The sequence below is a fragment of the Synechococcus sp. PCC 6312 genome (assembly GCF_000316685.1).
Taxonomy (GTDB): domain Bacteria; phylum Cyanobacteriota; class Cyanobacteriia; order Thermosynechococcales; family Thermosynechococcaceae; genus Pseudocalidococcus.
Genome location: NC_019680.1, coordinates 875,738 through 889,842, shown reverse-complemented (window position 1 = coordinate 889,842; position 14,105 = coordinate 875,738). Strand labels below are relative to the sequence as shown.

Here is a 14,105-nt window from a genome sequence, read left to right as displayed (position 1 = left end):
TTCACTCCAAAATGATGATGGCACCTTCGTCGATGCACTTTTGAAGTGTTTCTTCAATTAGTTTTATTGCTGTTTTCAGATCATCCTGAGTCTGAATGGGCCGATTAAAGAATTCCGATACCCGCACCTTTCGCACGGGGGCTTTCTTATCGCTGCCAATGGAGAGTTCCTGCAACTTGACTAGTACCGATGATTTCAACCCATCAACAGCGGCGAGGTCTGACTCCATTTGGGACAGGCTGGCTTTACCAAGTGAATGCCCTTGCTCGACGGCTTCTTTGTCCTCATCGGAGCCCACCCGTGCTTGCATCTGCGACAGGAGCGACGAGGCCATACCGGGGTTATTAACTTTTAGGGGAGCCCATTCGGATCGGTTCTGAATCTCGTCAATGGCTGATTCGTAGGATTTTTTGCGGCGCTCAAATAGTTCGCAATAGGTGGTGCGATAGGCATCCAACACCATTTCTGTACTGGCTGCGATCTCATCCCATGAGTCGATAAACTGCTCAGAGGTCAGCAGCGTTTTTAGTTCTGCAACCGTAGTTTCCAGTTCCGGGGAAGGAGCGTAAGTCAATAAGGACTGCCAGACTTGTTCAGTGGCTTGTCGAGCTTGTCGAAGAAGGTCAATAGTCTCAGTACCAAACGATTCTCGCAACTTGCGAACTTTGTCCCGTGTTTCTCCAAAATCTTCTCCATTTTCGGTAAGGATGCGAACACAATCGTCGGATGTCGAAGACTGAATGCCCACTAAGGTTTGCTGGTACTCGGAGAGCATTGTTAGTATCGGCAACTGATGAGCCTGGGCAGTAGCCTTGAGCGGGTGGAGCTTTTCAAGCTCATCGGCAGCAACCTTCTTAAACGCCGTGGCGATGGCTCCTTCTTCGACATCAACTTCTTCCCCAGTTAGGTCTTCTAGTTTTTGGACGGCTTGTGTGAGTGTCTTTAGACCAACCGATTGCCGAGGCGAAAATAGCGAGGTGCGGAATGCCGGGTTGTTAGTAAAAGGTGTGCGAGAAGTTGGGTCTTGGTAATTGTGGTAGCGGTTGCCTTGGTAAGTGACTTCAATTTCGCCTGCTCGGAACAGCGTGGCGAGGACCAACCGCAGCATGTCACGTTCCCAACCATAAGGCGTGCCGCCAAAGCGTTTTTCCAGGGCCTTGCCCATGCGCGTGTCTTTGTTGCCGTAGCTATGTTCGCTCTTGAGGTAGTCCAGTACTTCTTTGGACACTTCGGCATTGGTGTGGATGACAAGTTTAGCCCCATCCTTCACCACCAGAGCCAGCCCCTGTTCTCCTTCGTAGAAGACCTTAGGTAGCACCTTTAGATCAGCAGTCTTGAGGATTTGTTCAGCTTCATCGCCCTTGAGTGAGGAAGAACCCATTTGTAGCTTGGGATATAAATCCGGCACAATCTGCCCAAAGAGCTTCTTAAGGATTTCACCTAGTGATTTGCCCAATGCTGATGCATCATTCTGTACGCCTCGGAACATGCCAGTGCCTCGCTCCATGCCCTGAGTAAGCTTGTCTCGCAGGCGGTTTTCGTAGATGACCTTAGAGTTCTTTTCATCTTGCAGGCAGGTTGCCTCATCGGGGCTGATCTTTTGTTGAGCACTCAACTGGTTGTACTTGTCTACCATCTTTCGTGATGCATGAAGCTGGGCAACCAGATCATCAATTTCAGGTGTGAGGCAAAACAGCCAGTACAAATCGTTCTCGTGTAACTTCTGCTGGCTTTCGGTACGAATCTGCTCAATGCGATTGGTGAGTTCGTCGGCATCGTCGGAAACACATAAGCTCAGCAGCAATTCCCCTTCATCTCCGATGCTACTGCCATCAATACTGATACCAATGCGAAAAGAGCGGTTCTGGTAGCGGTAGGTCTTAAAATCTGGCTCATTGAAGATTTGCTGAAGGGCGGCACGGGTGAGTTCGTTCCGTTCTCGGGGCTTGGGATCAAGGTAACCGCTGCGTTCGTTTGTCCAGTTCTTTTCTTGGGCTGTTTGAAGCTTCCAGCCTTCTTCGGTATTGCGAATAAACTTGGCGGCTTCCAACCGTTGTACCGCAGCTTTAACCTCAGCGAGTGGCGTAGCCTTACCGACTTCATCCACCAGCACGGCGGCGAGATTAGCTTCGGTGCGTGGGAGATCGCGAATGAACTCCAACAAGCAGATCGCCTTGGAAACCCGGAGCGCCCAGCCATGGTCTTCAGGCTCATTCTTGAATCGTTCAGCAATCTGATGGATGTCGGTGCGTTTCTCGTTTGAGAGGTTGCCTTCTACCAGTTCGAATACTTTATCCAGCGTCACCATTGCCCCAATGAGCTTATTGGCAAAAGCTGTGCGTTCCGAAACAAGCATCTCATAAGCCTGCTTGATGATGGTGCGGTTGCTGCCCCCGTAATGACGAGGCGCACCTGGTTGAAGCCGTATGCCCGACATGATGCCAATGCACAGGTCGATGTAGTGCGGCGGATAGGGATAGAAGTGAATGAAGTCGCTCTCGCTGATGTCGGTACGGCGGGTGGTACGTTCCAACCGCAATGCAGTGTTTAGCTGGCCTTCATTCTTCTTGAACAACTCCTTGAGTGGGGTTTCGGCTTCTGCCTTCTTGGCCAACACACGCTTGGTAGCAACTTCCCGAATGTCAGACGGCGCGAGGTCTACCCGGTAACGGAAACGATCTTGCAGCTTGGCCAATTCGACCCGTTTGGAGTCGATGGCAGCAACGACTTCATCGAGCTTTTCTTGAGATGTGACAACGATCCAGCAAGGAGCCGTGATCTTGCGGGCCTTGAGCAAGTTCTTGCTAGCCTTGCCGAACTCTTCGATGGTTGCCCGGAGGTCTTCGATCTTGTCGCCGCTACGGGCAACGTGCTGACCCACTTCGTCAATGATGAATACCAGTCCCTTCCCAGGGCGACGACGTCCCCACAGATCGAAGGTTCGCTCCACAACCTTGCTGACAGAGATTGAAGCATCCCGATTACGTTGAGAGTGTGCCCAAGAGTCGGCCGAAGGATATGTCTTCGGGTCAAGATTGTGCAAGATTAAACTAGCACGAGAAATTTTCTGTGCACCGGCACGCACTGTTTCCCAGTCCTTTTTCAATTCCAACTTGCAAATTTCAATGAATTGATCAAGCTTTCCCTCAGCCTCAAGCTCTATTTCCAATTCAGCTACATCGAAATCTTCCGCGTAGCTAAGCTCTCGCAGTAGAACTGTGTAAATCAACTCGGCAATCCGCTGTGTGACCTTGCGCGTATCAACCTCTTTCGCTACCTCAAACAAAATGACTTCAGTGGGTGTCTTAACGTTGATGAGATCAAGAAGGTCGCTTATTCGATTGTCGTCAATCTGCTGTTTAAAGAAATCAGCAAAGCTCCGACTCATAACACTACGGTTTTGCAGAGCATAGCCTAGGTTTTTAGCGAATGAACTCTTACCAGAACCAAAGAAGCCAGATATCCAAACGCCAATACTTTCGTGTGGTTCAGACGGAGCCTCCGCCATAGCTTTGAGTAAGTCGTGGTATTGCTCACGAATACTATCAGTGGCGACATACTCAGAGATTTCAGCGTAAACGGATTGCTCATCCGCCTGATCGACTTGAATGATTTCCTCGATCTTACGGGTGAGGTCGCGAGTCAGCAGGTCGCCAATGGTTTTCATAAAACTATTCCTTATCTCAGCCGTATATTTTTACCCGGTAGTTACCTAATGCATCATGATCTTTCAGTTCCATAAACCGAAGCCCCGTTGTGCCGTCAATGGAGCCAGGGTAGAACAGGATGGTTGGAACTCTGGTCTTGCCATGCATTTTATCGAGCAGCGTTGACATATGGAAAATACCTGGGGACATGACTGCAATGCGAGTGAGAAAGACCACAGAGTTATCAGGGTTGATGGGTGTAAGCTGTTCAGCCAATAAGTCCCAGAGCGGTATCCAGACTTTGTTTGAGAGGTATGTTGTGACCTGCTGTTGAGCCTCAACGTATCCCCGATCTTTTTCTAAGCTGAAGATCGCATCCAAACCCTCGTCTTCATCTTTCTGATTAACCCTTTCCATCGCAGTCCAGAACAATTCAGACATCGAGATTGTGTGGACTGTCTTGCCAAATGCTTCAAGGCGAGTGGCTAGCAACTTAATTTCCCGACGAAGCTCCCATTCGTCGGTTGGGTTGTATCTAAAGATCGCAAATGGGAGATCATGGTAAACATTGATACGCGGGGGATCAGACTTAAAGTCGCTTTCGAGAGGAGCAATGCTATCTTTGAGCGAGGACATCCGCATACTCTTCAAGTGTTTTCGCAGGGAATGTTAACCGGGTGACACTTCCAGCAACATGATACTCCAGCATTTTCCTCTGGTGACATTCAAAGAGGAGTCTCTCGACATCATCTTGGAACAATAGGAAAAGCCTCCAATCGGCGAGCTCTAGAAGTTTTACTCCAGATGCTTGACTCTGCTTTAGGTAGAAAATAATATATGCAAAGGACTCTATTGGCAAGTAGGCAGGAGAAATTTTCTTGTTAACGCATCCTTGAAGCACTCCAAAATCTCGGAGCGTTGAGAGCAACCCACTTGAAAGACGGTTAAATGTATTTTCAGACCAGAGGCTCGCCATCTTTCCTTCCTTAACCATTTTCGTTAAGGAATATTGAAATTCTCGTCGATTTATATCTACTAAACCTCTTTTATACATTGGAAATATAATATTTGTTGCAACATCAAAAAGTAATCTATCGGCAAGTGATGAATGGAAATACAACAAAGGAATAAGTGAACTAGTTGAAAACTTACTTCTTGCAAATAATATTAATGCTTTAGTGACAGACTCATTTGAAAGATATCGCTGCCTAAAAATTGCTAGTATGTCAGCCACCCGAGAGCGAGAGGATTTTCCAAATATGTTCTCTCGATGGAATTGTTTTATATTCTCGGCTGTCGAGACAGATAAATTCCAACTACAAAGGAGTTTTTTAGTGTCTGCCACTAATGCACCAGCTTTAATAATTCTTGAGGAATATTGAGCCTTGGGTTGATACTGATGATTGAAAGTCATTTTCTATAATCCAGTATTCTCAATTTCATGAACATCGCAATCACTGATATCAGAGCGACCTGATGATAGAAGAATTTTCATATAAATTGATTTTAAAATTTCTCTCATTCGTTTGTTATTTTATGTTGTAACGTTACTTAATTTCAACCAAAATTAAAGGAGTAACTCGTTTTTTTGTAATCATCAATACTTGTTTTTTTGGCAATCCTATCTCCGAAAGCATTGAGAATACAATGGTAGTGCTTAAGGGGGCACAGAGAAAGTATGCCAGCTTTTGGTGTTTCACTCTCACTCTCTATCTCCAACAAGTTGAGACCCTCGGCTTTGATCTAGAAACCGAAGAAACCCTTGAAGATGGCACCGTCGGAGTCGTCATTGGCAAGTGGGCTTAGTATAGCGAGTAGGGCAAGGAATAAAGACAGCCTGAGATCTATTTCTTCGAGGACTGAGGCGTGCGTCTATTGTCTGGGCAGAGGTGAAGTCATGGATCAATCCGATAGCTGCTGCAAAGTCATGGCAGAGCTAGTCGCTAATATCCTGAATCTATCAGCTACAGTGTCACCTTTTAGGGAAGTTCCCCCACTATCTCCTGTCAAGCAGTGGAAAGAAACAGAAGCACTTGAGATTGACAAGAATGGACATCGAGAACAGTACAGAAAACCATAGACTAATCTAGATGCGGGCAGTTTAGGGGCGATTCATCTGTCTATAGGGGAGGATGGGACTCAGCGGGACAGCAAATCTCGGCAGTGGCAGGGCAGGACTTACGAAGTCAAAAAGGAGGCAAGCCATGTGGATTTTTACGAAGTATGGATTTTTTAGCGCAGTCTGCGCCCGTCAGGGCGAGGGAGAGTATTACCAGCCCGTTAACCTTGGCTCGGATCATGATCCGGGCCAGGGTTCATAAGCATTTGGAGAACCTAAAGCAGCGGTTTCCAGATTCAATCGGGTCGGTGAGTATTGTGGAAGGAAGCAGGACAGACTACGACAACTTCAAGTCAGAGGTAGCTGCTTACCAAGGCAAGGAAGGGCGAAACTACGAACATTCACTTCATAAAGTATGGGTGTTATGCACGACCTCCAGACTTCTCGGTAACTCCGGCGCTACCTAACGGAGCATGGACTAACCGCAGCAGCAGTAATAGCCAGACCCGCAAGCACCATCTACGGTCTATGGGTAACAAGGTGAGGCTATTGCTGTCGCCCGCAATTCAGAAAAGAAGCCCCCCTAGACAGAATCATTCATCCACTCACACTTCGGGCAATCCCAGTGAGCTGGAGGCGAAGATGCAGGGGGAAAACGTCATCACATCTGGGACAACAGCCCGAAATAATGGATGTGACTCTAATAAGTGGAGGCGGTTTTCAGCGGACACGACACGGCGAGTGACAACCAACTCCCCGTTGTAGTAGGCAGCCCCAACAGGTTCCCATAGATCGGTGTCATAACCTGGCTCCGGGGCATAATCTGGGCAGGCATCACTGCTCGGCCCACAGGGATGAATAGCACAGACCAAATACTGGCTGTGGGCGTTCATCTGACAAGACTCACACTGCTGAGATTTAGGCACCTGCATCTGTTTCAGCTCTTAGCACACCATCTAAGTCCCCTTCTTCGCCCCCCATTTAGAGTTAATCCTAGTAACAACAGCAAACTAAGTGTGACCACATCCCTTAGTGGGAACTAAACCCCAGGAACTATTTAAGTTAGTTTCACCTGCTTTCGCATAGGCGGAAAGAGCATGGAACCATACGGTCTCAAGCAGGTGTCTTCAACAACACTGGTTTCAGCCGGTGCATCCTCAGTCCGCACCCAATGAAGTAGAGGTGTTTCATGGGGTTTGCAATAGTAATAGTCAGGAAGCCAGCGTCTTTTTGATGTTATCCACACCTCCACTCTCTGTCCCTCGGTGTAACTGGCTCTTGGCCGAAAGAGCCTCTTTGAGCCTGGCATCTGAGACATTGCCACTTCCTCGGAAGTCTCCCACCTACAGATTGCAGAAGGATTGACATCAAACAAAATACCATTGTGGTTCTCTACGGTAATGGAGCCTTTGCTCACATCTACAACCCGATAAGCTACCCCTAACTTTCCGTAAACCATAGAACCAACAAGATGAAGATTTTCCATAAAGACCTCCAGAACAACCTTTAGAATTGGCGGAACAGATAGAAGGGAAAAATATCGTCACAATCGTCACAACCGTCACAGAATGCCTAAAAGCCTTGTCTGGAGGCACTTGTAGCTGTGACGATATTTGTGACGATACTCATAATCCGTGACGATACTTGAGCAGTTTGTGACGATGACGTGACGATACTCTTTGAAATATCGTCACAGCCACAATCCTTACCAAGCAGGGATTCTCCCAACAGAGATAGAAGATGTGACGATTGTGACGATACTTTCATCAAACTTTCTGGTTAGGGATGCTGAAAGAGGGTGCTAGAACTCGTTGAGGCGCACCTTGATTTCAATCAAACGAGTCCCAGTTCCAGCTCCCCGTTCGGCAGAAATCAAAATGCCAACAGCAGCCAAGTCAGGCTTGAGGCGATTCAGTTGGCGGGATAGAGAGTTTGTCGCCTTGGGCCAGACCCGTGACCTGACAACTGAATCCTCAACGTAGTTTTCCAACTGCCTCAAAAGTTCAGTGGCCGTTCCCTTGAAGTTGCCCTGATCCGCAACCATCAGCGAAATTGCCTCTGCCAGGGGCGAAGCCTCTAAGACTACTTGCCGAGAGAGTTCACGGTTTTTCTCAAACACTTCCAAGAAACCCTCATCTTTAGCAGGGTTAATCCCTAGTGCCTGTTCTGCTGCCATGGCCAGCTTGCCGTAATCAGCCAGTCGGGGTAAGTCCTTATCAGGCAACGTTTCCCGAATCGCTAAGGATTGAGAGGGAAGGGTAAGCAATGCGCCTAGAATTGCAGGCTGCATGGCTTCTAGCTTGGCTTTAAGCTGCTGCTTGGTCAGTCGCTTGGACTTGTCAATCTCTGGCAACTGCACCATCAAGAGACGGTCTGCAAGGTCATCACGGGTGACCACATGATCAATAGCGGTAATGATTTGGGGCCTGGAAAACTCGAAGTTAGTTTCGCCGTCCGTCTCGAATAAGGTACGGGTTACGTGTCCAAAGCCTGTCGCAACCCGGCAGACGATGTCCGACTCTGCTTCAGAGATAAAGGAGACGTTATCGTAGCCCATGAGCCACCGCCGAGACCCTGTGATCCCAACCTTATGAGCATCCCCAGAAATATGAATCAGGGAAGCTTTGGAAGGGTCAATGGTGCTTTTCAGAAACTCTGCCAGGGTTGTTTTCCCACTACCCCGACACGCTACCAACAGCAACACTGGATAGTCGCCAAATGGGGTCAAACAGTAAATCCAGAAGGTAACGATCATGAGCCAAGTCCTTTTAGCCTCGGGAGTCTGAGCATCTAAGCCCATTAGGGTTTTGAAGTCATTGAGGTCGCCACCTTCGACAGGAATGGGTAATGGCAGCATGGAGGATGGCCGCCAAAAACGCACAGGAGGACGATCCACAATGCGCCAGCCTTGAGCATCAATCTCCACGGCTTGCCATTTATCATTGCCCAAGTCCAAATAGATTTTGCCTTCATGCTCGGCAACTCGGAGCCAGACTTTAATCTCAGGCCCTTCATGGTTCGCCAAGGCTTCCAACGTGGTGCGGGCAGCGGTAAAGCCGTCAGAGTTGAGGCATTTACCACTCATTTCGTATATCCGCCGAGCGACCCATCGCTTAAATTCAGGCGAGCGCAAAGGGTAGGTGTGACGGCAATCCTCCACAATCACATCGACATAGGCTACCTTTACAGAGTCATGGAACAAGTAGCACTCCTTCTTGCACAGGTTTACCACCAACTCAGCGACAGATGACTCCTTCTTCTGTTGCCCGGCCTGGGATTGGTACTTTTTCAGTGCGCTCAAGTCTGTCCCAGTTGGCTTGAGCACCTTGTCATAAAAACCGTTGTTCCGAAGATCAGCAACGCTAAAGTGCTTCAACAGTTCAGAGAGAATTGCTTCCTTGACGATGCCAGCAATTTTCGTTGCTTCGGTATCAATATGACCCCGCTCTTTCAGCCAGTCCACATGATTAGGGAGCAAGGTAGCCAGCCATTCAAACACCCCCATTGCATTCTCAGAAACAAGAGCAGCTAGGGCTTCTGCCGTGGCAAGAGGATTCTGATCCAACCACTCATCAAATCCGACTTTTTCTTTACTGGTAGAAGGAAAGCCACCAATCCTCACCTTGAGTAAAATACCTGTACGAACCAGAGCAGCAGCAACAGAGGGCTTTTCAATACCGTCAGAGTCGGTTAGGTACTCTTGGAATTTACCTGCGAGTGGGTGCTTAAAACCCGTTTTTTGGCCGGCCTCAATATCTGCCTTCGTTCCTAGCCAAACACCAAATGTTGAGACAACCCGAATCCCCCGAAGTGCTGCCTTTGCCGCACCAATCACGTCCTCAGTGCCTAGAATGACAGGCTGCTCAGTGTCAGGGTCTAAAACTGTTGTGGGGTCATAGACCAGACCCTTTGCCTTATCACGTAAAGGCAGAATGTACTTACCAGTGTGAGTGAGAGGTGGAAGGTCTTTAGATGCCCGATGTTCATTGATCTTGGTTAGGTGTGCCTGCTCAGATTCTTTAGAGTCATACCAGTTCCGGGCAATTCCGAGCGTTCCCCCTTTAGAAAAGGGGAAAAAAGAACTCCATCGGGACTGGCAGCCACTTTACCAAAGCCGTAAGCCTTGCTTGTAGCTTCATCGTAGGACAGGTGACGGATTCCGAGTAACTCACAGTCTTCAGAGGTTAGACCCCGATTTGCCAGATAGGACTTGGTTTTTGTTAGATGCATAGTTTTTTGCTCCTTGTAATTTTTACTTGGAGCCAAAGGCGGTTAAACTCTTTTGTACATGAGGTTTTTGCCGCCTTTGGCAAAGATTTTTGAAGCCCTCACAGATGGCACTCCGTGGGGGTTTCATGCGTTTAGGGCAGCCCTCCCATCAAACTTGCCTGATAGTCCAGTGCGACCTTACACGCGAACAGGTTCAGGTATGCCTGGATGGTTCATTCTCTGAATGGCTAGATGTGACAACAGATAGATGGGTGGCAAAAAATGAACATCTGTGCAGTTGACCCTGGCTTAAGTGGGGCAATGGCCATTCTCCAAGATGGGGAAGTAACAGCCAAACCATTGCCCATTGGCGGGAAAGATTTAGACTTGGCTACCTTGGCAGATTGGCTTAAGTCAGCATCCCCAGGCCTGTTAGTGATCGAGAAAGTTCATAGTATGCCAGGCCAGGGAGTAAGCAGCACATTTAAATTTGGGCAAGGCTATGGAGCCATTCTGGGCATTGCCGCAGCTCTATCCATTCCGACTGAGTTGGTAACTCCCCAGGCCTGGAAGAAAACCGTTTTAGCGGGTACAGCCAAGGATAAGGATGCAGCGATTGATTATTGCCGGAGGATGTTTCCGCAAGTGTCATTACTCCCAGGCCCCAGGTGCAGAAAACCGCATGATGGCCTGGCCGATAGCTTGTGCATTTTGGAATATGGGCGGCGTGTTTTAGTTGGGCAACTATCTGGATAATTCGCCAGGTATTCAAGACTGTTTTGGTAAATTCAAGTTAGCGAGGTGAAAATTATGTCGAATCAAACTCCTTGGTCAAAAGAGCAATGCCGTAACCGCTATGTGCATGACTCCAAGATTGGATTACGGGCGTTGGCAGTTGAGTCGGGCGTATCGTTTAAGACATTAAGTGAATGGAGTGCCAAAGATGATTGGCCGGGACAACGGCAACAGTTTCAGGACAATCTCAGGACACAAACCGATAAGAGGGTTGAGTCTAAGTTAGCCATGAGTCGGGCTGAGTTAAGCGTTGAGCATTTTGAATCCCATCGCCAGGCCAGGCGGGTCGCTCAATGTTTACTGGGAATCATTGAGGATAAAGCCCAACAAGTTCAATCCAATCATCCTGAGTTAGTTGACCCGGAACAGTTGCAAGAAACCGTTAAACAACTTTTTCTCCATGTGGGTAACATTAACCAGTTGAGTATGGTTATTGACAGGGCGGTTGAGGGAGAACGCAAAGCTGCAGGCCTGGAGTATGAGGATTTACACAAGGCAGCAGCTATCCTCAGACGGCGTGGGTTTGATGTGGTTGTAGCCGATAACACAGAGCTTGTCACCCTAAAACCTGGAACTTCTGTAGTGGGCTAGACACTTTACAAGGTTGATTAAGTCCAGGCCTAGGTTAAGTGGGAAATTACCCAGATATGGCTTGGAGTGTTTCATAGGTTTGTTTGTACCGTTCAATCCGGGCATAGTCCTTCGCTGTGGGTTCTGCAATCCGGCGCAAATCCATGTTGTGACTTAAGTCTGCCAGTTTGACCCTGATGGCAATGGGGTTAGATTTCACCCGTTCTAGGTAATCGTCCAGGGGTTCACCATCTCGCTTGGTGATGGCATCAACCGCCGCTAAACACTCTGCACTAAAGCCCTCAGCCGCTAAGTCATTCAAGCTGATCGGGGTATCTTCTACAACATCATGTAGAACAGCCACAATCTTTTCAGACTCTCCCTCGACCAGGCCCATGACTGCTAAGGGGTGGGAAATATAGGGTTTGCCCGCTTTATCTACTTGCCCGTGGTGGGCCTGGGTGGCAATCTCAATCGCTTTGCTGAGAGTGGGCATTGTTCCGGTGTTCTAAGCTGCATTTCTATCCTAACCAGGCCTGGAAGTGGGTAATTACCCAGATGGAGTGGCCACAGATTCTAGTTGAGTTACAACTTCATCCAAGTTTTTATCAAAGATTAGTGAAAATTATTTCTCATAAATTAATGTTAAAGAAGCAGATATTGGTAATTTTAATGAATTATCATTCACTCACAGATTTTCTAGACAATCGATCTGAGCATGGACAAATATCGAGGCGTTGTTTTACTTCCCCTTACCATTAAGGACACTGGAACTAACCCTGTAGGCTATACCATTAATAGTCTTTGAATCAGATCCTAATTTTCTCAAAGGAGAAAGAAGCACTCTTAGGTACGAGGGGCAGGGGCACTACATAGACTTCAATGCTCTTGTTGTTAATCGTTCTGAGTATCAAGAAGACGGTATTCGCGTCATTGCATATTTATTTGAGGTAGAAGATAGGGACTTGGCTTTACAAATAGCAAAGATTGTTAAGAATCAAAATCCTGGCATTTTTGATAAAGATAATCTTGTTTAGCAGAACGAGCTAACAATCCGGTTGGAGCGGGTTTTTGAGAAACTTTAAAATCGTAAACCAAAGGCTTTTAATAACCACTCGATGGGGTTGTTACCAGGCCAACTGAGTGATCGCCTTCTCTACTTGCCCAGGCCCAGATGCTTCAAGACTCAAAGCACTTTGAGCTATCCTTCAGAAATATTGAGACTTTCAGAGCTTTCTCGGAGTTGTCATGCCTCGTTCTGCTGTTACCCCTACCCCTGCTGGAGCTAACCTCGGTTACGAAGCGGAGCTATTCAAAGCAGCGGACAAACTGAGAGGCAACATGGAGCCATCAGACTATAAGCACGTTGTCTTGGGGCTGATTTTTCTGAAGCACATCTCAGATCGGTTTGAGGCAAAGCAGCAGGAACTGGCCGCAGAATTCCCCGATGATCCCGAAATTCTAGAGGACAAGGACGAATACACCGCCGAGAACGTCTTTTGGGTGCCGAAAGAGTCCCGCTGGTCTTATCTCCAGGCCAATGCCAAGCAACCAACTATCGGGAAGTTAATTGATGAAGCCATGCTGGGCCTGGAGAAGGTTAACGATTCGCTCAAGGGGGTGTTACCCAAAGAATATGCCAGGCCAGCGTTAAATGCTGTCATGTTGGGCGAACTGATTGACCTGATTTCCAATATTGCCTTTGGGACTAGCCACGATAATGCCAGGGATGTGTTGGGGCGAGTCTATGAATATTTCCTAGGTCAATTTGCCGGGTCAGAGGGTAAGCGTGGCGGTGAATTTTATACCCCCCGGTCAGTGGTGCGGGTGATGGTGGAAATGCTGCAACCCTACCAAGGGCGTGTCTATGACCCCTGTTGTGGCTCCGGTGGGATGTTTGTTCAGTCGGAAAAGTTTGTCGAAGATCACGCCGGGCGGATTGGTGATATTGCTATTTACGGTCAAGAAAGCAATTACACCACTTGGCGGTTATGCAAGATGAACTTGGCCGTGCGGGGGATTGATTCGGATATTCGCTGGAACTCTGAAGGAACCTTTCATAAAAACGAGTTGCCAGATTTGCGAGCCAATTTTATTCTGGCGAATCCACCGTTTAATATCTCGGATTGGGGTGGGGATCGGATTCGAGAGGATGCCCGCTGGAAGTTTGGGATTCCGCCCGTAGGCAATGCCAACTATGCCTGGTTACAACATATTTGGCACCATCTGGCTCCGACAGGAACAGCGGGGGTGGTCTTAGCCAATGGCTCCATGTCATCGCAACAGAGTGGGGAAGGGGACATTCGCCAGGCCATGATTGAGGGAGATGCGATTGACTGCATGATTGCCTTACCAGGCCAGCTTTTTTATTCCACCCAGATTCCGGCCTGTTTATGGTTTTTGGCCAAGGATAAGTCCAACGGCATTGCCCGAGATAAAAAACTAAGAGACCGGCGTGGCGAGATTCTGTTTATTGATGCTCGGAAGTTGGGCTACATGGTGGACAGAACCCGGCGAGAGTTCAGTGATGAAGATGTGGCTAAAATTGCAGAAACTTACCATTGCTGGCGGGAAGGGGCAGGCTATGAGGATATACCGGGATTTTGCAAGTCTGCCAATTTAGAGGAAATCCGGGGGCATGGCTACGTTTTAACCCCAGGCCGGTATGTGGGAGCCGCCGCCGCCGAGGAAGACGACACCCCCTTTGCCGAAGTCATGCAGCAACTCACAACCAAGCTGGGGCAACAGTTCCAAGAGTCAGCCCGTTTAGAATCCGTGATTCGGGAAAATTTGCAGGGTCTGGGGTATGACTTTTGATTTGTTAC

At 48.2% G+C, this 14,105-nt stretch carries 10 protein-coding genes; 4 read left to right on the top strand and 6 right to left on the bottom strand.

Annotation, left to right across the window (positions count from 1 at the left end; all coding sequences use genetic code 11):
- Position 1: 1 nt before the first annotated feature.
- Genes brxC through SYN6312_RS18190 form a run of 3 tightly spaced genes read right to left on the bottom strand, consistent with a single transcriptional unit; the run spans position 2 to position 5,061 of the window.
- Entirely contained in the window at positions 2 to 3,667 is a 3,666-nt protein-coding gene (gene brxC, locus SYN6312_RS04385) for a BREX system P-loop protein BrxC (RefSeq protein ID WP_015123655.1), read from the bottom strand.
- Between the two features lie 16 nt (positions 3,668 to 3,683).
- Positions 3,684 to 4,283 (bottom strand): BREX protein BrxB domain-containing protein, encoded by a 600-nt coding sequence (locus SYN6312_RS04380; RefSeq protein ID WP_015123654.1) that lies wholly within the window; start codon positions 4,281 to 4,283, stop codon positions 3,684 to 3,686.
- Positions 4,264 to 5,061 carry a DUF1819 family protein gene (locus SYN6312_RS18190; RefSeq protein WP_015123653.1) on the bottom strand — a complete coding sequence of 266 codons (798 nt, stop codon included), beginning with the start codon at positions 5,059 to 5,061 and terminating at the stop codon, positions 4,264 to 4,266. The genes SYN6312_RS04380 and SYN6312_RS18190 overlap by 20 nt, the downstream gene beginning before the upstream one ends.
- A 233-nt stretch (positions 5,062 to 5,294) precedes the next feature.
- Between SYN6312_RS18190 and SYN6312_RS19675 the strand changes: the two genes are divergently transcribed.
- Positions 5,295 to 5,453 (top strand): hypothetical protein, encoded by a 159-nt coding sequence (locus tag SYN6312_RS19675; protein WP_015123652.1) that lies wholly within the window; start codon positions 5,295 to 5,297, stop codon positions 5,451 to 5,453.
- An 858-nt stretch (positions 5,454 to 6,311) separates the two neighbouring features.
- On the opposite strand, the gene SYN6312_RS18185 is transcribed toward SYN6312_RS19675, so the two are convergent.
- A complete protein-coding gene (locus SYN6312_RS18185) occupies positions 6,312 to 6,599 on the bottom strand; it encodes a hypothetical protein (protein ID WP_253276375.1) in 288 nt (95 codons plus the stop codon).
- 908 nt (positions 6,600 to 7,507) lie between these two features.
- Complete coding sequence (locus SYN6312_RS04355; protein WP_015123648.1) at positions 7,508 to 9,541, bottom strand: hypothetical protein; 2,034 nt, start codon at positions 9,539 to 9,541, stop codon at positions 7,508 to 7,510.
- A 656-nt stretch (positions 9,542 to 10,197) separates the two neighbouring features.
- Between SYN6312_RS04355 and SYN6312_RS04345 the strand changes: the two genes are divergently transcribed.
- Complete coding sequence (locus SYN6312_RS04345; RefSeq protein WP_041430587.1) at positions 10,198 to 10,671, top strand: Holliday junction DNA helicase; 474 nt, start codon at positions 10,198 to 10,200, stop codon at positions 10,669 to 10,671.
- 54 nt (positions 10,672 to 10,725) lie between these two features.
- Positions 10,726 to 11,301 (top strand): hypothetical protein, encoded by a 576-nt coding sequence (locus SYN6312_RS04340; protein ID WP_015123645.1) that lies wholly within the window; start codon positions 10,726 to 10,728, stop codon positions 11,299 to 11,301.
- A 46-nt stretch (positions 11,302 to 11,347) separates the two neighbouring features.
- Here the strand turns inward: SYN6312_RS04340 and SYN6312_RS04335 are convergent, their stop codons facing one another.
- Positions 11,348 to 11,776, bottom strand: a complete 429-nt coding sequence (locus tag SYN6312_RS04335; protein ID WP_015123644.1) for an HD domain-containing protein — start codon at positions 11,774 to 11,776, stop codon at positions 11,348 to 11,350.
- Between the two features lie 752 nt (positions 11,777 to 12,528).
- Between SYN6312_RS04335 and SYN6312_RS04330 the strand changes: the two genes are divergently transcribed.
- Entirely contained in the window at positions 12,529 to 14,097 is a 1,569-nt protein-coding gene (locus tag SYN6312_RS04330; RefSeq protein ID WP_015123643.1) for a class I SAM-dependent DNA methyltransferase, read from the top strand.
- Positions 14,098 to 14,105: the final 8 nt, after the last annotated feature.